Annotated in this window: 20 protein-coding genes; 11 read left to right on the top strand and 9 right to left on the bottom strand. The window is 65.0% G+C overall.

Going from position 1 to position 21,275, the window contains the following annotated elements:
- Positions 1–22: 22 nt before the first annotated feature.
- Complete coding sequence (locus P3T18_RS21125) at positions 23–523, top strand: MgtC/SapB family protein (RefSeq protein ID WP_429301908.1); 501 nt, start codon at positions 23–25, stop codon at positions 521–523.
- Between the two features lie 379 nt (positions 524–902).
- Positions 903–3,023, top strand: a complete 2,121-nt coding sequence (locus tag P3T18_RS21120; RefSeq protein WP_429301907.1) for a TonB-dependent receptor — start codon at positions 903–905, stop codon at positions 3,021–3,023.
- A 59-nt stretch (positions 3,024–3,082) separates the two neighbouring features.
- On the opposite strand, the gene P3T18_RS21115 is transcribed toward P3T18_RS21120, so the two are convergent.
- From P3T18_RS21115 to P3T18_RS21105, 3 genes are read right to left on the bottom strand one after another with little or no spacing between them, the layout of a single operon-like run.
- Positions 3,083–3,916, bottom strand: coding sequence for an amino acid ABC transporter permease (locus P3T18_RS21115; protein WP_429301906.1), 834 nt, complete (start codon positions 3,914–3,916; stop codon positions 3,083–3,085).
- Positions 3,917–3,920: 4 nt separating this feature from the next.
- Complete coding sequence (locus P3T18_RS21110) at positions 3,921–4,664, bottom strand: amino acid ABC transporter permease (RefSeq protein ID WP_429301905.1); 744 nt, start codon at positions 4,662–4,664, stop codon at positions 3,921–3,923.
- 2 nt (positions 4,665–4,666) lie between these two features.
- The gene (locus P3T18_RS21105; RefSeq protein WP_429301904.1) at positions 4,667–5,521 is read right to left on the bottom strand and encodes a transporter substrate-binding domain-containing protein; all 855 of its coding nucleotides are present in this window, start codon (positions 5,519–5,521) and stop codon (positions 4,667–4,669) included.
- A 349-nt stretch (positions 5,522–5,870) separates the two neighbouring features.
- On the opposite strand from P3T18_RS21105, the gene P3T18_RS21100 reads away from it, so the two are divergent.
- Genes P3T18_RS21100 through P3T18_RS21070 form a run of 7 tightly spaced genes read left to right on the top strand, consistent with a single transcriptional unit; the run spans position 5,871 to position 13,863 of the window.
- Positions 5,871–7,130, top strand: coding sequence for an aminotransferase class I/II-fold pyridoxal phosphate-dependent enzyme (locus P3T18_RS21100; protein ID WP_429301903.1), 1,260 nt, complete (start codon positions 5,871–5,873; stop codon positions 7,128–7,130).
- The gene (locus P3T18_RS21095) at positions 7,127–7,948 is read left to right on the top strand and encodes an amino acid ABC transporter ATP-binding protein (RefSeq protein ID WP_429301902.1); all 822 of its coding nucleotides are present in this window, start codon (positions 7,127–7,129) and stop codon (positions 7,946–7,948) included. Before P3T18_RS21100 ends, P3T18_RS21095 begins: the two co-directional genes overlap by 4 nt.
- Positions 7,949–7,999: 51 nt before the next feature.
- Complete coding sequence (locus P3T18_RS21090; protein ID WP_429301901.1) at positions 8,000–8,662, top strand: cysteine dioxygenase; 663 nt, start codon at positions 8,000–8,002, stop codon at positions 8,660–8,662.
- Positions 8,662–9,852, top strand: coding sequence for a cystathionine beta-lyase (gene metC / locus P3T18_RS21085; protein ID WP_429301900.1), 1,191 nt, complete (start codon positions 8,662–8,664; stop codon positions 9,850–9,852). The genes P3T18_RS21090 and metC overlap by 1 nt, the downstream gene beginning before the upstream one ends.
- 44 nt (positions 9,853–9,896) lie before the next feature.
- Positions 9,897–11,549 carry a rhodanese-like domain-containing protein gene (locus P3T18_RS21080; protein ID WP_429301899.1) on the top strand — a complete coding sequence of 551 codons (1,653 nt, stop codon included), beginning with the start codon at positions 9,897–9,899 and terminating at the stop codon, positions 11,547–11,549.
- A gap of 10 nt (positions 11,550–11,559) precedes the next feature.
- The gene (locus P3T18_RS21075; protein ID WP_429301898.1) at positions 11,560–12,414 is read left to right on the top strand and encodes a transporter substrate-binding domain-containing protein; all 855 of its coding nucleotides are present in this window, start codon (positions 11,560–11,562) and stop codon (positions 12,412–12,414) included.
- A gap of 3 nt (positions 12,415–12,417) precedes the next feature.
- Positions 12,418–13,863, top strand: coding sequence for an NAD(P)-binding domain-containing protein (locus P3T18_RS21070; protein ID WP_429301897.1), 1,446 nt, complete (start codon positions 12,418–12,420; stop codon positions 13,861–13,863).
- Positions 13,864–13,924: 61 nt separating this feature from the next.
- Here P3T18_RS21070 and P3T18_RS21065 read toward each other — a convergent pair whose 3' ends face one another.
- The 3 genes from P3T18_RS21065 to P3T18_RS21055 all read right to left on the bottom strand — a co-directional run bounded on the left by P3T18_RS21065 (position 13,925) and on the right by P3T18_RS21055 (position 17,432).
- Positions 13,925–15,601: a rhodanese-like domain-containing protein gene (locus P3T18_RS21065; RefSeq protein WP_429301896.1), complete on the bottom strand. Its 1,677-nt coding sequence runs from the start codon at positions 15,599–15,601 to the stop codon at positions 13,925–13,927.
- Positions 15,602–15,877: 276 nt separating this feature from the next.
- A complete protein-coding gene (locus tag P3T18_RS21060) occupies positions 15,878–16,342 on the bottom strand; it encodes an RcnB family protein (protein WP_429301895.1) in 465 nt (154 codons plus the stop codon).
- A 184-nt stretch (positions 16,343–16,526) separates the two neighbouring features.
- The gene (locus P3T18_RS21055) at positions 16,527–17,432 is read right to left on the bottom strand and encodes a DMT family transporter (RefSeq protein ID WP_429301894.1); all 906 of its coding nucleotides are present in this window, start codon (positions 17,430–17,432) and stop codon (positions 16,527–16,529) included.
- A gap of 326 nt (positions 17,433–17,758) precedes the next feature.
- On the opposite strand from P3T18_RS21055, the gene P3T18_RS21050 reads away from it, so the two are divergent.
- Positions 17,759–18,394 carry a cupin domain-containing protein gene (locus P3T18_RS21050; protein WP_429301893.1) on the top strand — a complete coding sequence of 212 codons (636 nt, stop codon included), beginning with the start codon at positions 17,759–17,761 and terminating at the stop codon, positions 18,392–18,394.
- Here P3T18_RS21050 and P3T18_RS21045 read toward each other — a convergent pair.
- Positions 18,373–19,302 carry a LysR substrate-binding domain-containing protein gene (locus tag P3T18_RS21045; protein WP_429301892.1) on the bottom strand — a complete coding sequence of 310 codons (930 nt, stop codon included), beginning with the start codon at positions 19,300–19,302 and terminating at the stop codon, positions 18,373–18,375. The two genes, P3T18_RS21050 and P3T18_RS21045, sit on opposite strands and share 22 nt — an antisense overlap.
- Before the next feature lie 121 nt (positions 19,303–19,423).
- Entirely contained in the window at positions 19,424–19,831 is a 408-nt protein-coding gene (locus tag P3T18_RS21040) for an MAPEG family protein (protein ID WP_429301891.1), read from the bottom strand.
- Between the two features lie 224 nt (positions 19,832–20,055).
- Here P3T18_RS21040 and P3T18_RS21035 point away from each other — a divergent pair, with 224 nt between their 5' ends.
- A complete protein-coding gene (locus tag P3T18_RS21035; RefSeq protein ID WP_429301890.1) occupies positions 20,056–20,457 on the top strand; it encodes a hypothetical protein in 402 nt (133 codons plus the stop codon).
- A 14-nt stretch (positions 20,458–20,471) separates the two neighbouring features.
- Here P3T18_RS21035 and P3T18_RS21030 read toward each other — a convergent pair whose 3' ends face one another.
- The gene (locus P3T18_RS21030; protein WP_429301889.1) at positions 20,472–21,083 is read right to left on the bottom strand and encodes a LysE family translocator; all 612 of its coding nucleotides are present in this window, start codon (positions 21,081–21,083) and stop codon (positions 20,472–20,474) included.
- Positions 21,084–21,275: the final 192 nt, after the last annotated feature.

The following is a 21,275-nucleotide window of genomic DNA, read 5'->3' as shown; positions in this document are numbered from 1 at the left end:
AGCGTCCTCACAGAGACAAACCATGACCGGATGGTGGCAAACGGTGTGGCAAACGGCTCAGGCCGAATTCGCCGATCTGGACGATCCGGCGAACCTGACGCAGCTTTTTATCCGGCTATCGGTGGCGCTGACGCTCGGCGGCATACTCGGTTTCGAACGCGAAATGGCTGGCCGCGATGCAGGCATTCGCACGCACATGATGGTGTCGGTGGGGTCCGCGCTGTTCGTGCTCGTGCCGCTGCAGGCGGGATTTTCGCAAGACAATCTGAGCCGCGTATTGCAGGGGCTGGTGTCGGGCATCGGCTTTCTCGGCGCGGGTGCGATCATCAAACTCAACGCAGAACGCGAAGTGCGCGGCCTGACCACGGCGGCCAGTCTGTGGATGGCCGCCGGTATCGGCATGGCGGCCGGCATGGGCCGCGAAGCGACGGCAATCCTCAGTCTGGCGCTCGCGCTGCTGATTCTTTCAGGCGCTCGCCTGATCGGAAAGCCCCGATCATCCGGTGACGACAAGCACAGGTAAGTCGCGGTAAGCCCCGGTAAGGCAAGTCCGGCGGCTCGTTTTTCGTTAGCTTTTCTCAAGCACGCCAAAGCTCGATCTTCCCCGCCCAGCAAGGATTTCCGCGCTGCGGCCGAGGTCGAATCAGCGGTTCTGGCGCGGCGTTTTCCCGTCCACGCGCGACCTCCGGCGTCGCATCGCTACAACGATCCCCAATCGAAAGAAACGAATTTCGTAGCGGTCACTTAATTACTAACCCTACAATTGCAAATGATTCGCATTCGTGCATTTTGGGTCATCACACATTTCGACCGGGGAAAGTCAGAGTCTTATGTCGCAACGGAACACACAACAACGAGCCAGCCGGCGCACCGCGGTGTCGTGCGCAGTCGAACGCCTTTTCGTGGGACTGGTCGCCGCGGCCGCCCTGCAGGCGAGTGCCTACGCACAAAGCGCCCCGGCGACGGCCGACACGGCGACGCAAGCGACAACGCTTCCCGCGGTCGTGGTCAAAGGCACGGCGGAAGCCGGTGATCTGCCGGCCGCCTATGCAGGCGGACAGGTCGCGCGCGGCGGCAGCCTCGGCGTGCTCGGGACTTCGAACGTGATGAGCCAGCCGTTCAGCACGACCAACTACACGGAGCAGATGATCGAGGACACCCAGGCGCGCACCATCGGCGACCTCGTGGTGAACAACGCCTCGGTGCGCACGGAGCAGAGCAGCGGCGGCTTCGGCGACGTATTCCAGATTCGCGGCTTCGACGTGCAGCCGACCGACGTGGCGCTCAATGGTCTGTACGGCATGGTGTCGGCGGCGCGCGTGCCGGTGAATCTGCTTGAACGCGTGGAAGTGCTGCAAGGTCCGGGTTCGCTGATGTACGGCATGGGACCCGGCGGCAGCGTCGGCGGCGCGATCAATATCGTCACCAAGCGCGCCGACGACACGCCGCTCACGCGCCTCACGGCCCTGTATCAGTCGCGCGGACAGTTCGGCGTCGAGGCCGACGTCGGCCGCCGTTTCGGTGACGAAGGCCAGTGGGGCATCCGCTTCAACGGCCAGATCAAGGACGGCCAGACGAGCATCGCGCACGGCAACCAGTTGCAGGGCGACAGCGCGATCGGCCTCGACTATCGCGGCAAGAAACTGCGCTGGTCGTTCGACGCGTACAACGTCTCCGAAAACACGGACGAATTCCGCTCGCAGATCGGCTTCGGCAGCGCGACTTCCGTACCGGCCGCGCCGTCGGGCTACAGCAATCTCTATCCCGGCTCGAAGCTGAAGCTGCGCGATTCGGCCGTCATGACACGCGCCGAATACGACATCAACCAGTACGTGACGGTGTACGGCGCGGCGGGCGAACACTACGGCACGTCTGCGCAGAACTTCCCGTACGCGAGCGACATGACCTCGGCGGGCGCGTTCAACGTGTACAACGGCTACTACGACCAGTACACGCGCACCAAGACTGTCGACGCGGGCCTGCGCTTTCACTTCGATACCTTCGGCGTGAAGCACACGCTGGTGACCGGCGTGACGAGCCTGAACCAGGAAGTCGGCTATTTCTATGCGCTGGGATCGACGGCGGTGGCATCGAGCCTGTATGCACCGACGCCGCTCGCACCCGTCGATACGCCGCGCGGCGACATGCAGCGCAGCAGCCAGACGCGCCTGAACAGCCAGCAGATCATCGACACCATGTCGTTCTTCAACGACCGTCTGCTGATCACCGGCGGCCTGCGTCGCCAGACGATCGGCCAGGACAACTACGATCCGACTTCCGGCGCGCAGCAAAGCTCGATCGACCAGCAGGCGATCACGCCGCTCGCCGGCATCGTCGTGAAGCCGCTGTCGAATATTTCGGTGTACGGCAATTTCACCTCGGGCCTGTCGAACGGCGGCACGGCGCCGGCCGGCACCGCCAACGCGGGTCAGGCGTTCGCGCCGTACAAGTCGAACCAGTACGAAGCGGGCGTGAAGGCGGACTGGGGACGCGTGCTGACGTCGGTCTCGGTGTTCCAGATCGCGCAGCCGAACGCCGTCACCGATCCGGTGACGAACCTCTACGGCTACAACGGCAAGACGCGTATTCGCGGACTCGAACTGGCGGCGTATGGCGAAGTGTTCCGCAGTCTGCGCCTGATGGCGAGCGCGACGTTCTACGATCCGAAGGTGTCGGGTACGGCAGGCGGCACGCAGGACGGCAACGCGCCGGGCGGCGTGCCGAAGTTCGCCTTCAACCTCGGCGCGGACTACGATCTGCCGTGGCTGCAAGGCTTGAGCGTGAACGGCCGGATCATTCACACGGGCGCGCAGTACTACGATTCGAGCAACGCGCTGCGTCTGCCGGCGTGGACGCGTTACGACGTGGGCCTGCGTTACAGCACGCGAGTCGCCAGCAAAGACGTGGTGTTCCGCGCGAACATCGAAAACCTCTTCGGCAGCCGCTACTGGATGCAGCAAGGCACGTACGTGACGAACGCCGCGCCGCGCACCGTGCTGCTGTCCGCGCAAATCGATTTCTGATGGGAATCGCGTCCCGTCTCTCCTCGCGGGAGACGGGACGGTAATTCATGCGTCGACACTCAGCTCGCGACGAAGCGCTTTTCCAGCCAGCGCGTGAATTGCGATATCGGATAGCAGTACGCGAAAAATATCACCAGCGTGGCGACATAACTCAGCACCGTGAAGCTCGAACGGGCCACGGTGCTGCTCGCGATCTGCGCCGTGTCGATCAGATCGTGAATGCCGACCAGCGAAGACAATGCCGTGCCCATCGTGATGATCGCGTAGACGTTCATCCACGGCGGCAGCATGCGTCGCACGCATTGCGGCAACACGATGTGCCAGAGAATCTGTGCGCGCGAAAAAGCGAGCGAACTCGCCGCTTCCCACTGCGTGGTCGGAATGGACGCCACCGCGCCGCGAAACACTTCGGCAATATTCGCGCTGGCGGGCAAGGCCAGGCCGAGCGTCACCTTCAGCCAGTCGGGGAAGGGAAAGGTCGTGCCGAATAGCGTGAATTCGAACGGAAACACGTAGGTGGTGAAGTAGATCAACACCAGCCACGGCGCGTTTCGAAACGCCTGGACCCATAGCCGCGCCAGGCGTCCCACGAAAGTTTGCGACAGTGCCAGCGCGCCGATGGCGAGCCCGATCACCGAGCCGATCGCAATGGCGCCGAGGCTGATCAGCACATTGAGCGCGAAGCCGTGCGCCAGCGCCGGCGTCCATTCGACGAAGCGCGCCAGCGTCTCGCCGCGCGATCCGGTTTCGGGCGCGAACGCCCACAACAGACCCCCCACGATCAGCACGCCGAATGCGGCGGCCGCGCCGGACGTCAGACTGCGCGCGAGCGATCTGCCTCGCGTTGCTTCGTCGCGGGCCGCGACGATTTCAGGAAGGGTCGAACTAGTCATCGTTTCAGGCGCCATAGCCGGGAATCCAGAGACGTCGTTCGATCCAGCGCCCCGCGAGGCTGACGAGCCACGTCAGTACACCGAAGAACAGGAGGATCAGGATCATCAGCGCGAGCACGTTGTCGCGTTGCGTCCAGATCATGATCGACTGATATGTGATGTCGCCCACCGCGATCGCCGACGCGAGCGCCGATGCCTTCACGAGTTCGACGAAGTTGTTCACGAGCGCCGGCAACGCGGTGCGCAGCGCCAGTGGAAATTCGATGCGCCAGAAGCGCGTGCTGCGATCGAAGCCGAGCGACGCGGCGCCTTCGAGCGTTTGCGACGGCAGCGCGTCGAAGCCGGCGCGCAGCGCTTCCGCGTGAAACGCGCCCTTGTGCAGCGACAGCACCAGCACGACCCAGAAGAACGGCTTGAATGGATTGTCGACGTGAGCGTCGCGCAGCCATTGTGTGATCAGCATGTTGAGCACGAGAAATGCGCAGTACAACTGCACGAGCGTCGGCGTGTTGCGTGTGAGTTCGACGAAGGCGCGCGCCGCACCCGCGATGTAGCGGTTGCCGCCGCGCAAGGCCAGCAACAGCAGGACGCCGGCGAGCGCACTACCGAGCAGGGTCGACACCACGATTTCGATGCTGACCACCATGCCCTGCAGAAACGGCACGCGTTCGTAGGCGTCGAGCAGGAAGCGGAAGTCGAGTCCGGCATGTGCGGTGGCGTCGAACAGCGCCTTCAGCGAGGCGGCCATGTTTATTGCTCCGCCGGCAACTGACGATGCCACTCGGCCAGCGCGGGCGAAGCGGGCGTCAGGCCGTTTTTCGCTTCGTCCTCGATCAGCCAGCCGCTCTTGTGCCAGTCGCGAACGATGGTGTCGAGTTTCGCCGCAGTGTCTTTCTCGCCCTGCCGAACCCAGATGACCGAAGGCGCGGGTTCCAGCTCCGGCTGGATGGTCCGGTAGGCGCTCCATTCGGGATCATGCTGCTGTAGCGGATAAAGCAACGGTGCAGCGTCGTGCACGGCCGCGACGCAGCTGCCGCCGCGCAGTGCCAGCAAGGATTGCGAGGCGCCCGGAAACGCACGCGGAATCGCGCCGTATTTCTCGACGATCGGACGGATATAGCTGCTGCCCTGCGAAATGCACACCGGCTTGCCGCGCAAATCTTCCCACTTGCCGATACCGCTCGTTTTTAGCGTGATGGCCGTGCCGCCCACGCGGTAGTAGGGCGTCGCCACGTGATCGAGAATCTCGCCGCGCTGCGCGTTGTATTCCATGTTGGCAATCAGGATGTCGACCTTGCCCTGCTGAAGGAACTGCACGCGCGTCGACGGTTGCACCGACACCAGCTGGACCTTCGCACCGAGCCGCTTGCCGATGTCGTTGGCAAGGTCGACGTTCATGCCGCGCGGCTGCTGCGTCTGCGGATCGAGCGAGCCGAACGGACTGCCGGCGAGCAGCACACCCACCGAAATTTCATGCCGCGACGCGATCTTGTCGAGCGTCTGGTCGGCGTAAGCCTGCGAGCCAACGGCAGCAGCGGTGACGATGGCCGCGATCGAGGCGCGCCGGACGATGGATTGGCTTCGTGCCGCTTTCAGGAATGTCATGAGCGATCGGAGAGTGGGGGTGGTGGGGCGCGAGTCGTGTGACCACGCCATTTCAGCGCACACCCTAGAGCAAACTTCGCCGGCGACAAACGAAATGAATCTGCTAAGCAAAGCACGGAGACGTTAAAGCGTGGACGGGCGTGTTGATGCAGGATTTCCGGTCACATAGCAGATCGGTAGATAAGGTTTCGCTCATTCATTGGTTAGCGAATGCCGGCCGCGTTCATAGAATGATTCGCTGCTGGCCGGGCAATTCCCACGCCCGGCGTTCGGCCCTATGCGCTGCAAGGCACTGCCGCAAACCCTGCGCTGCAACGCTACGCCGCCGCACAACACGACAGGACAACGGATGAGCAAACTGATTCTCTCTGAGCGAGCGGCCCGTATCGGCATCGCGCCCAACGCCGCGGCCAAGGCGCGCGCGCAGGCGCTGGCCGAGAGTGGCCGCACGGTGATCGAGCTGACGTCGGGCGAGCCGGACTTCGACACGCCGGAGTCGATCAAGGACGCCGCCATTGCCGCGCTCGCCGCCGGTCAAACGAAATACACGGCGCAGGCGGGTACGGCGGATCTGCGCAACGCCATCAGCGAAAAACTCGCGCGCGAAAACGGCTTGTCGTATCCGGCGGCGCAGATCATCGCGGGCAATGGCGGCAAGCATGTCATTTACAACGCGTTCGCCGCGACGCTCCGCAGCGGCGACGAGGTCATCGTCCCGGCACCTTTCTGGCAATCGTTTCCGGCCATGGTGTCGATCAACGACGGTACGCCCGTTCTGCTCGCCGGTCTGCGTGAAGACGGCTACAAGCTGACGCCGGCGCGCCTCGACGCGGCGATCACGCCGCGCACGCGCTGGCTGATCCTCAACACGCCGTCGAATCCGTCGGGCGCGGTGTACGACGCGGACGAATTGCTCGCGCTGGCCGCGGTGCTGAGCCGTCATCCGCACGTGTGGGTGTTGCTCGACGAAATTTACGAACACATCCGTTTCGACGACGGCTCCCGCGAGCATCTGCTGACGCTCGCGCCCGATCTTGCCGACCGCACGCTGATCGTCAACGGCGGCTCGAAGCCGTTCGCCATGACAGGCTGGCGTATCGGCTACGGCGCCGGTCCGGTCGAACTGATTCAGGCGATGACGATCGTCCAGTCGCAATCGAGTTCGGCGCCTTCGTCGATCGCACAGGCCGCGCTCGCCGCCGCCTTGCGCGGCGATCAGCGTTTCGTGCGCGACTCGGTGGCGGCGTATCGCGAACGCCGCGATCTGCTGCTCGCCGCACTGAGCCGCATCGACGGCCTGAGTTGCGTCGCGCCTCAGGGCGCGTTCTTCGCGTTCGTCGATTGCAGCGCGCTGATCGGCGCAATCACCGCGAACGGTCGCACGATCCGCAGCGATGTCGATCTGGTCGACTTCCTGCTCTACGAACACGGACTCGCGGTGGTCGACGGCACCTCGTTCGGCGTGCCCGATCATTTTCGTGTGTCGTTCGTGGCCGGGCGCGAGGCAATCGTCGAAGGCGTAACGCGTCTGGCGGCCGCGGTCGCCGCGTTGACGCGGCACGACGCCGGGTTCAGCAGTTCGCAACCTACCCTCACGGAGGCGGTATGAACGGTATAGCGCTGGAGGAGCGTGCCGCGCTCGTGGCAGCGTCCACGCCTGCATTGCTTTCGCTGCGCGACGTGCATCTGTCGTATGGCAGCACGCCGGTACTGAAGGGCATCGATCTGGCGGTTCGTCGCGGTCAGGCTGTGTCGATCATCGGACCTTCGGGCTCCGGCAAGTCCACGATTCTGCGCTGCATCAACGGTCTGCTGACCCCGCAAAGCGGCGAGATCACGGTCGACGGGATCGATGTGCGCGCGCAGAAAACCGACGCCCAGCGCATTGCGCTGCGCAAACGCATCGGCTTCGTGTTCCAGCAGTACAACCTGTTTCCGCATCTGAGCGTGCTGGAGAATCTGACCATCGCGCCGATGCGTGTGCTCGGCCGCAGCCGCGCCGAAGCGGAAAGCGACGCGCATGCCTTGCTCGCCAAAGTGCGTCTCGCCGACAAGGCCCGCGCTTATCCGGGCGCGTTGTCGGGCGGCCAGCAGCAGCGCGTGGCGATTGCGCGCACGCTTGCCATGCGGCCCGATCTGATCCTGTTCGACGAAGTCACCTCGGCGCTCGATCCCGAAACCGTGGGCGAAGTGCTCAACGTGATCGGTGAACTCGCCGACGAAGGACAGACCTGCGTGCTGGTCACCCATGAAATGCGCTTTGCCGAAGACATCAGCGACGAAGTGTTTTTCACGGAAGGCGGCGTGATCGTGGAGCACGGCAGTTCGGCCGACATTTTCGGCAATCCGGCCAACGACAGAACGCGGCTCTTCCTGCAGCGCGCTCGCGGCGAAGACCGCGTGGCGCGTGCGCGCGACCGCGCTTGAACGTTCGCGCGCGCGAATTCTCTTCAGGTAATTCATCGAATCCACACGATCATGACGACGACCCAGACCATCACGAACACCGGCAACGAAGCCGCGCAAAACGACACGAACGACATTGCCACCCGGCGGCGCGCAGCGGTTCAAACCTTGCTCGCCGACGCGCGCCGGACCATCGAAGAGAAAGGCGTCACGCGCGAAGCACTCGACGTGCTCAGCGGGCTTCTCCTCGAACTCGCGCAACATCGCACGCTGTTCGATGCCGCCGATTTTCCGCCGCCGCAAGCGGGCAGCGGCGATACATCGACCCGCTACCGGCTCAATCCCGGCGAAGACGGATTCGCGCTTTACCTGAATTCGCTGCTGCCGGGCAAGACGACGATTCCGCACAATCACGATACGTGGGCCGTGATCGCGGCGATCGACGGCGCGGAACTCAACCGCGTCTACCGTCGTCTCGACGACGGCCGCGATCCGGATCGCGCGAAGCTCGAAGTGGCGCGCGAGGTAGTGGTGCGTCCCGGTGTGCCGATCGCCTTTTTGCCCGACGACATCCACAGCATTCACGTGGGCGGCGCCGAACCGACCTTGCATTTTCATCTGTACGGAAGGCCGCTCGAAACGCTCACTGGCCGTCTCGGCTTTGAAACGGATACGGGCCTCGTGGTGCGTTACAACGCCACGCACATGCAGCGCGCCACGCAGGCGGTCGGCTGATGTCGGCGCGCGACGATGGTTTGCTGACGCGCGTGATCCACGCCGGCTCGCCGCCGTTCGAGAACGGCGCCGCGCCCGTCAACGTGCCGGTCGTGCGGACCAGCACGGTTCGCTTCGAGCAGAACGCCGACCGCGTGGCCTTGCATCGGCGGCGCGAAGCGGGCGAGGCTGTCAGCACCTATGGACGCCACGGCACGGCGACGCATCGCGCGCTCGAAGCCGCGATCGGCGAACTCGAAGGTGCGAGCGAAGTGCTGCTCGCACCGTCCGGGCTGTCGGCCGTGTCGCTGGTGTTCATCGCGTTGTTGTCGCCGGGCGATCATGTGCTGGTGCAGGACAGCGTCTACGGTCCGGTGCGCGAACGCATCGAGCCGCTGCTCACACGACTCGGCGTGTCCTTCACGTATTTCAACGCGAGTGAAGGCGTGCCGGTTGCTCATCTGCGGCCCGCCACGCGGCTCATCTACGCGGAGTCGCCCTCGTCGTTCCTGTATGAAGTGATCGATCTGCCCGCGCTCGCGGCCTTCGCCCACGAGCATGGTGTGCTGCTCGCCGCCGACAACACATGGGGCGCGGGATTGCTGTATCGGCCGCTCGCGCTCGGCGCCGATATTTCCATCCAGGCCATCACCAAGTATCTCGGCGGTCACTCCGACCTGATGCAGGGCTCGGTCTCGACCGCGAACCCGGCACTCGGCCGCCGCCTGTTCGACACGCACGACGCGCTCGGCCTGAGTGTCGGCGCCGACGATGCCTACCTCGCGCTGCGCGGCATCCGCACACTGGCCGTACGGCTCGCGCAGCACGGCCGCAACGCGCTCGACATTGCCCGCTATCTGCAGACTGAAAGCGATGTCGTGGCACGCGTGTTCCATCCCGCGTTGCCGGACGATCCCGGTCACGCGCTATGGAAGCGCGATTTCAGCGGCGCCAACGGTCTCGTGTCATTCGCGTTCCGTCACGCGCAGGCAGCCGAGGCGAGCGCGTTCGTCGATGCCCTGCGGCTCTTCGGCATCGGCGCGTCGTGGGGCGGCTATGAAAGCCTCGCGCTGATCGCGCCGCCGTCACGCCTGGGCGAGCACAGCTACTGGCGCGGCACCGGGCCGGTCGTGCGGCTTCACGTCGGTCTCGAAGACCCCGCCGATCTGATCGCCGATCTGCGTCAAGCATTTCGTCGCGTACTCAAATAAGCGCGCGCGGCTTCCCTCTGTTTCCTGTTGCTCACTGATACCCCATGGCAGACAACTTCACGCTGATTCCCGCGACGACCGTGCGCGCATGGTTGAACGACCAGAATGAAATCGCGCTTTTCGATGTGCGCGAAGCCGGCGAGTTCGGCGAAGGCCATCCGTTCTTCGCGATTCCGTTGCCGTATAGCCGTCTCGAACTCGATGTCGAACGACTCGCGCCGCGCCGCGATGTGCGCGTCGTGCTGCTCGACAGCGGCGCCGACGACAACGACATTGCGCGTCGCGCAGCCCGCCGCCTCGGCGCGCTGGGTTACACGCACGTGGCGATTCTCGACGGCGGCGCGCGCGCCTGGCAGCAAGCGGGCTATACGCTTTTTAAAGGCGTCAACCTGCCGTCGAAAACATTCGGCGAACTGGTCGAGCATGCTTACGGCACGCCGCATGTTTCGGCGGCGGAGCTCGCGAAGCAGCAGGCCGAGGGCACGCCACTCGTTCTGCTCGACGGCCGCACGCTCGAAGAACACACGAAGATGGCGATTCCCGGCGCGGTGAGTTGTCCCAATGGCGAATTGGCGTATCGCATCGGCGCACTGGCCGCCAATCCGCAAACGCCGATCGTGATTCATTGCGCGGGGCGTACGCGCAGCATCATCGGGGCGCAACTGTTGCGCAGTTTCGGCGTGCCGAATCCGGTGGTGGCGCTCGAAAACGGCACCCAAGGCTGGGCGCTTGCCGGTCTGACGCTGGAGCACGGCAGCGTGCGCAGCTATCCGGACGCGGTCGGTGAAGACACATTGTCCGACGCGCGTCGCCGTGCCGCGGAACTGGCTACGCGTTTTGCTCTGACAACGCTCGATCGCAACGACGCGCAGGCGTGGCTCGATGCGGCAGAACGCACCACCTATCTGCTCGACGTGCGCAGCGCCGCGGAATACGCGCAGGACGGCGTGCCGGCCGCGGTGCATGCGCCGGGCGGTCAACTGTTGCAGGCGACGGATCAGACCATCGGCGTGCGTCGCGCGCGCGTGCTGCTGGTGGATCATGACGAGGTGCGCGCACCCGTGATCGCGACGTGGCTCGTGCAACTGGGTTACGAGACCGCACTCGTCGCCGCGCGCGACGCCGCGCATCTGAAGCGCGCCGCGTCGGAAAACGCGCTACGTCATGCGGTGTCGTTCGATCCGGTTTCCATCGACGCAGGCGGTTTGCGCGATCTGAGCGCTAAACACGGTCACGCGCTGCATCTCGTCGATCTGCGCACGAGCGCGGCTTATCGCAAACAGCACGCAGCCGGGGCGCGCTGGTCGATCCGACCGAAGCTGCCCGACACGCTGGCACGGGCGAATCATGGCGATGCAGTCGTGCTGTTTGCCGAGACGCCGGCGGTCGCGGCACTGGCGGCACGCGATCTGCACGAAGCGGGCTTTACGGCGGTGTCGGTCGCGGCAGACGGCATCGCGACCTGGGCCGAAGCGGGCTTGCCGCTCGCATCGTCGCCGGATAGCCCGGCGGACAGCGAACGTATCGATCATCTGTTTTTCGTCCACGACCGGCACGAAGGCAATCTCGACGCCGCGCGTGCTTACCTTGCATGGGAGACCGGCCTGATCGCGCAATGCGCGCCGGACGAACTCGACCACTTCCGCATCGGCGTGCCGGATGAAGCGCAGACATCCGCCGCCGAAATCACTCACTGACATGCCAGTTATGACATCCGGTTTTTTCAAAAGTAAGCACCGTTCCCCCCTTTTCGTGGCGTTGACGCTTGCGCTCGCCGGTAGCGCGTGGCTCAACACGGCGCACGCCGACGCGACGCTCGATCGCATCAAGGCGCGCGGCACGCTCGTGGTCGGCGTCGTGCTCGACGGCACCTATGGCTCGCTCGATCCGGTGACACGCAAGCCGATCGGCTACAACGTCGAACTCGGCGAAAGCCTGGCACAACATCTTGGCGTGAAGTTCGAAGCCGTTGAAGTCACGCCGCCGAATCGCGTGCAATTTCTCCAGCAGGGCAAGGTGGATGCGCTGATCGCGAGCATGCAGTACACGAAGGAACGCGACGAGATTCTCAGCTACGTCCCCACACCGTTCGAAGAAATCGGCGGCTCCGCGATGATCCACAAAGGGTCGGGCATTCACGACTGGGCGGACTTGCGCGACAAGCCGGTGTGCGTCTCGCAGGGCAGCAACTACACGAAGCCGCTGATCGAGCAATACGGTGCGCAGGTGAAGGCGTTCAAGGGCATGCCCGAAGCGCTGCTCGCATTGCGCGGCGGCAGTTGCGTGGCGTCGGTGCACGTGACGCCAGGCATTCAGGCACGGCTCGCCAGCACTTCGGGCGAGTGGAAGGACTACGAGTCGCCCTTCACGACGCAACTGATTCCTTCGCCCTCGGTGATCTGGGTGCGCAAGGGACAAACCGATACCGTGACGGCGTTCGACGCGATCGTCAAGGACTGGCACCGCACCGGCTTTCTGATCGACGAGGGCAACAAGTGGCACATGCCGCCGTCGCATCGTCTGCTCGATTTGCACCGGCAATATGCCAACAAGGAAAACTGATCGATGACACAGACACTCCATCACGATGACGCCGCTGACGACGAAGCGCGCCGCACACTGGAACTGCTCGGTCCCGCTCCTGACAACTGGGTGCCGGACCGTCCCGGCATCGACCATAACGTGTTGATCGTCGGCGGCGGCCAGACCGGTTCGGCGTTCGCGTTTGCGCTTCGGAGGGCGGGCATCGGCCGCGTCGGCGTGATCGATGCGGCGCAGGACGCGTCGAAGGCCGGAGTGTGGCTCACGCGTGCGCGTATGAACAAGCTGCGCACGCCGAAGTCGCTGGTCGGGCCGGAGGGCGGTCTGCCGGGACTCGGCTTTCAGGCCTGGCACGAGGCGCGTTTCGGCGCGGCGTCGTATCGCGAGATCGACCGCATTCCGCGCGAGCAGTGGGCGCGGTATCTGGCGTGGTATCGCGAGTTTCTCGACGTGTCGGTTCGCTACGGAACGCGGCTCGTGAAGATCGAGCCGCAGGGCACGCATTTTCGTCTGCATCTCGACGTGAACGGCAGCGCGCACGTCGAAACGGCGCGCAAGGTGTTGCTGTGCAATGGCGTGGCGGGAAACGGCGGCGCCTTCGTGCCGCGTGTGCTGGCGTCCTTGCCGGATACGCATGTTGCGCACACCTCGCAGGCCATCGATTTCGCGGCGTTGCGCGGCAAGTCGGTTGCGGTGTTGGGCGGCGCGGCTTCCGCGTTCGATGCTGCCGCCACCGCGCTCGAAGCGGGAGCCGGCAGTGTGCATCTGTTCGTGCGCCGCACGACGCTGGCCGCCGTGCCGGTCTCGCGCGCCCGCGCGTATCCCGGCGCCTACGACAACTACTTCGATCTGCCGGACGCGTTACGCTGGTCGCAGGCGCTTCGCTTCAAGCGCTCCGGATCGACCGCGCCGCTGGATTCGATTCAACGCGTCACGCGCTTTCCGAACTTCCATCTGCACACCGGCGCGCAGTGGCAAAGCGCGCACGAAGCGAATGGACGCATCGTGGCGCAGGTATCGTACGAAACCTTCGAATTCGATTTCGCGATTGCGGGCACGGGCTATTTCATCGACCCGTCGGCGAGGCCCGAACTCGCGGATTTCGCCGCGCAGATCCGTTTGTGGCGCGACCAGTACACGCCGCCTTCGAACGACGCCGACGAAGGACTCGGCGCGCATCCGTATCTCGGTGCCGCGCTCGAATACCTGGAGAAAACGCCGGGCGCGGCGCCGTATCTGCAGGACATTCACGTCTATAACCCGGCCGGCTTTGTCAGCGCGGGTGTGCCGGTGGGCGACGTGCCCAGCATGAAGCGCGATATTCCCGCCGTGGTGCGGCGTATCAGCCGCGATCTGTTTATCGCCGACCTCGATTCGCACGCGGCGCGTCTGGCCGCGGACGTACCGGCTGATTTCGACGAGTCGGCTTATGCGTCGAGTCTGTGGCAGCGCGAGGCGTCGAACGCGTGAGTCGTAGGGAACGAGCGGTAAAGAAACGGGCGCCGCGGCGCCCGTTTTTGCATGCCCGGCGTTATCGCACGGGTTGCGCTGTTTCAACCGCGATCGAGGCCAGCCGCTCACGGCTGCGATCGACGGTTGCGGTGGCGAAATCGAGCGGGGCGATGGCGGCCACGCCGTCGCGCTCCACCTGTTCGACCAGTTGCAATTCCCACGCGAGATAGGCGTTCATCTGTGCAACCACCTGATCGGGGGCGGCGTGGTACGGGCTGTACCAGGCGTCGTCGTCGCCGGTGAGGTTGCCGGTGTCGCCGTGTTCGAGCGGCAGACCGAGCGAGCGCCAGCGGCGCGTGCCGCCCAGCAGCGCGGCGATATCCGGCACGCGGCTCGCCAGTCTCGCGGCGACGAGTCCGGCGAGCGCGCCGTCTTCCGAGGTCAACACGATGCTGCCCTTGCCGCTGAACTGCTCCAGGTAGTCGTCGAGCGCGCTTGCTGCAATGAAATGCGCGCCGGGAATATGGCTCTCGCGAAACGCGAGGCTGCGGTCGATATCGATCACCGTGTAGCCGCCCTGTGCGACGTGGTCCGCTTCGATCCAGCGGACGCGTCCCGTGACGCCGAGCAGACGGCGCGGCTCCGGACCGCTTTCGAGCGACGCGCCGGCCAGTTGCGCGCTCGCGTCGTCGTCGAGTACATAGACGTCGAGATAGCCGAGCTGGATCAGCCACGACGCCGTCATGCGCGCGCGTACGCCGTCGTCGTCGCGAAGCACCACGCGGGCGTGCAGGGTGCCGACGTATTCGTCGGTCGCCTGAACCAGCTGGCCGCCGGGCGCCGAGCGCCAGTCGGCCGGATGTCCGGCTTCGTATTCGAGCGGATGACGCACGTCGAAACGGTAGAGCGTACGCGTCGAGGTTTCGCCTTCGAAACGCTTCAGCACGTCGGCACCGATCACACGGACACCCGCTTTGTCCGCTGCCGCTCGTGCGAGCCGACGCGCGGCGGACAGCGTCCCGGCATCGGGGCGCGGCGCGGTGCGCGTCTGGCCGTGTTCCAGTGTGAGACCGGACAGGAGCCACGCCATCGAACCGCCCGTGAGCGCGGCAACCGGATTGGGAATGCCCGCGTTGATCAGCGACTGCGCGCCGAGAATGCTGCGCGTGCGGCCCGCGCAATTCACCACCACCAGTGTTTCCGGCGACGGCGCCGCCGCCAGCGCGCGATACACCAGTTCGGCCCCGGCGCATTCGACGCCGCCGGGAATGTTCATGGTGTGATATTCGCCGAACGGCCGGCTGTCGAGCACGATCAGGTCGTCGCCCGCATCCTGGCGCGCCTTAAGCGTGACGGCGTCGATGTTGGGCGTATGCAGCCGCGTTTCGATGATCTCGCCGAACGCCTTGCCCGGCACGTTGGTGCCGCTGAACACTTCGAAGCCCGCGCGCGCCCAGCCGTCGACGCCGCCGTCGAGCACCGACACGTCGGTGTAGCCGAACTCGCCCAGCAGCACGGCCGCGCGGCGCGCGTATTCACCGCGTTCGTCGATCAGCACGACGGCGGTGTCCCGCTTCGGCACGAGGCGCGCGGCCACGTAGCCGAGCCGGCCCACTGGCGCAACGGACGAATAGAACAACCGCCTGCGCGCCGAGACGCCTTCTTCACGGACGTCGAGCAGGGCGATTTCCTGGCCGCCGGCGAGCAGAGTCTTGAGTTGCTGGGGCGACACGGTAGGGACAGCGTGGGCACTCATTCTGGCTGGGTCCTCGTTGCATGGGACGCGCACGCGGCAAGCGTGACCGTCCGTCGAAAATGGGAGATTTCTTTTACTTTTCGATTATGCGAGTGAGGACGCGGCGCGCTAACCAATAAATCCGCCTGAGCTTTCGAGAAATCCGCCAATGCGCGCGCCATGCGAGGCGAGCGGACCCAGGGCTGCCCGCGCAGATCATGCAAAAAAGAAGGGCCGACAAATACTTGTCGGCCCTTCTTTTTGCAAGGAGCGGACGGAACACGTCCGCTGCCTGACTCAATGCGTGGAAAGCAGCACGCTCGCAATCACGCCGGTCGCGACGGCGGCCAGCACGTAATCGCCGTTCACGCCGACCCACTGATAACCGCGCGGCGGCGCTTGCAGACCGTGGCCGCGGTAGTCGTCGACGACATAGCTGCGATTGCGATACTCCGACGGCAGGCGCTCGCCCTTGTGCCAGTCGTTGTGCGGCACGGGGCCGCCGGGACCGCCCGCATAGGCATCGCGCGGCGCGGGACCGTGGCCGCGCGCCTGCGGACCGCCATGGCCGTTGTTGTGCGAAGGCGGACCGCCGTGATCGTGATTGTCCTGCGGACCATGACCGCCTGGGCCGCCGGGGCCGCGATTGTCGGAATGACCTTGATTCGGGCCATGGTCGTCGTGGTTCTGTTGCGCGACTGCGGCAACCGAAGTGCCGAGCAGCGAAGCGATCAGCAGAGATGCAACGAGTCTTGATTTCATCCAGGGTCCTGAGAAAGGTTGAGCGTGGGCCAATGCGGGTTGGATCGGAGGCAACGACGCAGGTTCGCGATTGAAAGATCCGGCAAGGGAATGGCCCGGAATGTCGAAGCAAACCATGACGTAGTAGCAAACCGTGTGCCGCGTCGGCCGCCATCGTGAGCGGACGGGCGCGTCGCGCTGACGCTCAGCCACGTCCGCGCCAGGCAACGAAGGCAACGCCCGCGATCGTCATCAGGCCACCGGCGATGGTGCTCAGGCCGGGGCGCTCGCCGGTCAGACACATCGACAATCCGGTTGCGATGGCCGGTACGAGGTACAGAAAGTTGGACGCGCGTGCGGCGCCGAAATAGCCGAGGCCGATGGTCCACGTGGCGTAGCCGAGGGCCGCCGGGAACACGCCGAGCACCAGCACGGCGAAGAAAGTCGCGGTCGCGGCGGACGGCGCCGCCAGCGCGCCCACGGCGCCCGGCAGCCATGGCGAGAGCAGCAACGCACCGGCAAGCAGCGTGTAGGCGGTGCTCGCGAGCGGTCCGTACACCGGGATCAGGCGTCGCTGCAACACGAAGTAGGCGGACGACGCGAGCGCGGCGAGCAGGATCAGCGTCGCGCCGCTGCCGGGCACGAGTCCGCCGGGTTGACCGCAGGCGATCAGTCCGATGCCGGCAAAGCTGAACAGCGAGCCGAGCCAGCCCCAGCGATTGAGTTTTTCGCGCAGAAACACCGTGGCGAGAATCGCGGTGAAGATGGGCGACGTGCTCATGATGAACGCGGCCGCTCCCGGCGCAACCGTCAACTCGGCGGTATTGAGCAGCGCGTTGTAGCTCGCGATGCCGAGAAAGCCGGATAGGGCGAACAGCAGGGTGTCGCGCAACGATGGCCGCGTGGGCCGTCGATAGATCAGCCACGCGATCACCAGAACGGCCGCCGTGGCGAAGCGCGCGGCGGCGAGCTGCATCGGCGAGAGTCCGTGCAGACCGAGACGGATGAACGGAAACGCCGCGGCCCACGAGAGGATCGTAAATGCCACGGCCCCGGTTGCGCGAATCGATGCCTGCGTGCCGGATACCTTCAGTGAAGCCAACGTGCTCATGATCTTCCTCCGTGATGGAATCGGGTGATCGGGTGAGCCGATTGTGTGCGACGAGGTCACGCGCGGTAAGGCAGGCGGACGCCAAAACAGAATCCGGTCCATGCGGACAATGCCGGGTTTGAAGGCGCGAGCGAGATGCAAGGCGCGAGGCGCGAGATGCGGGAAAGCAAAGCCGGCCAGCGGCCATCAGCGCGGCGGCATTGTCCGCATGGAGCGGATTCTGAATCGCGGTCTCGCCCACTTCTCCCGCGCGAGGCGACTGCGCACAATGGCATCGACGGTCAACCAGCCGGTTGGCGAATCGCATCAGCCATCAGAGGCGCATCATGCAAACGAACCTGATCGAGCGGGCATGGGTCGATATCGAGGCCGCGCCGCGAGGCAACTCAACAGTCACTCATCTCACGGATGCCGCTGCCGCGCAGTGGACCGGCATCGTCGAGCTGCCTGCCGGCGCGACCTACCGTCTCGCTGCGGGGATGCGTCACGATGTCTATGTCCTGCGAGGCAAGGTCGGAGCAGGCGGCTACGCACTCGTGGCCGACGACTTTCTGACGCAGTGCGCGGCGTCGGTCCTGAGCGCGGGCGAAGCGGGCGCGCGCGTCCTTCTGTATCGCCAGGCGAGTGGGTTGGCGGACGATGCGCCGTGCCGTCCGCGGCTGGGAACGGCGAGCGAACGGACGTGGCATGTCGGCGTCAATGCCCGCATGCGCGTGGCGGCGCTGACGGGTGGCCGGCATCATGTCAGCCTCGTCGCATGGAATCCGGATGCACGAACTCGCGCCCACACGCATCCCCATGGTGAGGAAATTTTCGTGCTGAGCGGCGAATTGGCCGATGCCGATGAACGCTATCCCGCCGGAACGTGGCTACGTTTGCATCCGGGCGCGGCGCATGCGCCTTTCGCCGACGTGCCGACCACCATCCTGCTGCGTCATGGTCATCTGCCGGGGGTGGACTGAATGCGGGCGGCGTCGCGGTCGGCCTTGAGCATCTCGATCAGCGCGCGCACCTTGGGCGCCGTATGTTTGCCTGGCGGCAACAACGCATGAATCGCGGTCGATGCCGTCGACCAGTCGTCATACAGACGCACCAGCCGGCCGGCGGCAAGGTCCGCCTGCACGGAGAAATCCGGCAATAACGCGATGCCCGCGCCTTCGGCGGCGGCCGCGCGGCACGCATAAACCGTGTCGGCCAGCACGACAGCGGAGAAGTTCAGTTCGCTCGACGCGCCATCGCTTCGCTGCATCGTGAAGCGCGTGGGATGCGATAGAACCGAGAGTCCGATGAAGGCGAGGCCGGTCGAGTCGGCAATCTCCGCCGGCATCGCGTTGCGCGCGACGAAGCCGGGACTCGCGACCAGCCACTTCGAATAGTTGCCGATGGGCACGGCGCGATGGCTCGAGTCGGTCAGTTCGCCGAGACGCACCGCGAGATCGACGCCTTGTGCGATCAGGTCGATGGTGCGGTCGGCGGATACCATTTCGATGCGCAACTTGGGATGCGCTTCACGCATGCGCGCCAGCACCGGCGCGAGCACGATGGCGCTGTATTCGACCGACGACGCGACGCGCAACGTGCCGCTCAGGTCTTCCGTGGAAGGACTGACGGCGGCGAGGGCTTCGTCGGCGAGACGCACGATCTCGCGGCAGGTCTCGAAGAATGCCGCGCCCGCTTCCGTCACGCTGATACGCCGCGTGGTGCGAACGATGAGGCTCGCGCCCAGTTGAAGTTCGAGGCGCTGGATGCTGTCGCTCACGGTCGTCTTGCCCACGCCGCGCCGTTCGGCCGCTCGGGTGAACGAACCGGTTTCCACGACCGCGATGTAGTTGAGAAGATATTCGAATGTCAGGTTGCGCAGCTCGGGCATGAGAGGTGTCGGTGAGAACGTCGAACACATTGGCGAGCGGAACGATTGCGCACCGCGTCGCGTTTCGAATTCTGCCCGAACGCCTCCAATCGTGAAACCGCGCTGCGCATGCATGAAGCGGCTACGCAAAAGAGCCGAGCAACGCGACCGCGAAGACAATGGTTGCCGCTACGCCGGTCATGAAGGCGAGCGTGCGGATCACGGGAATTCCCGCGGCATAGACGAGGTAGTGGACAATCCTGGCGCCGAAGTACAGCTTCGCTGCCAGGATTGTCGACGGCGTACTGACGCCGATCAGCGCGGCGACCAGAACCAGCGGCGCGAACACGGCGAGATTTTCGATCGCGTTGGTGTGGGCGCGGCGCGCGCGCTCGGCCCAGGCGGGATCGGGCGGCAGGGTCGGGTCGGGATTGCCGAGCGTCGCCATCAGGCCGCGCGTCAATACTCTCGCCAGCGTATAGGGAATCCACATCAGGATGGTGGCCATGGCGACGAGCGTCAGGTAATAGAGTTCGGATGTCGGCTTCATGATGTCTCCACGCCGGTTCCTGCTGGCCGGCCGCGCTGCGCCGGGTAACCGCTTTCTTTGACGCGTTCTTCGACGCTTTCTTCAAGTATGGCACTCTTTGCGTCCGGTTTGATGAAACCGGCGCTGCGGCGGCGCGAGGCGCCAGGTCGCGCGGTATAGTATTTCTCCTGACCGTGTGATTACCCTGCGCCGCGTGCCCGAACGGCGTCGATCGGAAACTTGTCATGTCGACAGAATGGAAGCGGCGCCTGCGGCTGTTCATCCAGCGTTTCTGGCAACCGACCAGCGCCTGCATGACGTGCATGCCCGGCAGTTGGGGCAACATCATGAGCCTCGGTCACTGGACGATCGCTTTCCATACCGGTCTGCTCACCGGCTTGCTCGCCGTGTTCCTGACGTTCACGCCCGCGGCGAGGCTCTACACGAACCGGTACGGCAATGCGCTGATTGTCGGCATTCTCACCACCATTGGCGACGTATATTCCCACGCGAGTCACTATCACCATCCCTATGTCGAGCACCTCTTCACGGGTGTGGTTTCAGGTCTGCTGGCGCTGGCCGCGTCCTTTCTTTTCGAAGACCGCGCGCGACGGCTTCGCGCAATCTGGACCCGGCTTGTCGGATGACGTGAGCGTTGTTGTCAGGCCAGCGTGCCGGCTGCGAACAGCAACATGACCGCGCCACCGGTCCGTTTGAGTTTGAGCCGCCATTTTCCGTGCATGAGCCGGCTCGCCACCATGCAAGTCAATACAGAATAGCCGGACATCACGACCAGCAGCGTCGTCTCGTCGATCAGCAGAATGGCGGGCAACTGGTTCGCGATGGGCTGGCCGGCATTGAGCACTTGCGGCAGCGCCGCCGCGAGAAAGGCCAGCGTATTCGGATTGAGGCCGCTGATCAGGGCGGCTTCGAGTGCCAGCGCGCGGCGCGACCCGGTTTCGCGTTCGGCAATCCGGGCGGGCGGCGCGTCGCTGGCCGCGAGCGCCCGCAGTCCGATATACGCGAGATAGGCGCCGCCGACGATTTTTAGCGCGCCTGCCATCGTCGGATTCGCCAACAGCAGGGCGCTCAGTCCCAGCACCACGGCGAGTGCCAGCAACAGGCGCGCGGCGAGCTGGCCAGCGAGTGTCGGCAGTATCGATCTCGCGCCCAATGCCGCCGTGTTGCGAATCATCAGCATGGCGTTCGGCCCCGGCGAGATCGTGCAGGCAGCCGATGCCAACGCGAACGAAATGAGCGGATTTGTCAGCATGGCAGCTCCTGTGACAGCACTTCATTCAAAGAACCGGTCTCGCACGCGATCGCATCCGGCAAATCGGGTGTGAGTGCAAGACCGGACGGCGCCGCCGTTTATTCCCGGCTGTCGAAAGAACTTTTTTATCGCGCGGCAGCCGCGAACCCATTGCATGGCAGCGCAGCGGGTCGCAGCGAGTCGCGATGCAGG

Origin of the sequence: Paraburkholderia sp. GAS199, assembly GCF_050436585.1 — a bacterium.
In the GTDB taxonomy this organism is placed as follows: Bacteria; Pseudomonadota; Gammaproteobacteria; order Burkholderiales; family Burkholderiaceae; genus Paraburkholderia.
Note: the sequence above shows the minus strand (reverse complement) of the source record. Positions and strands in the feature narration are given on the sequence as shown.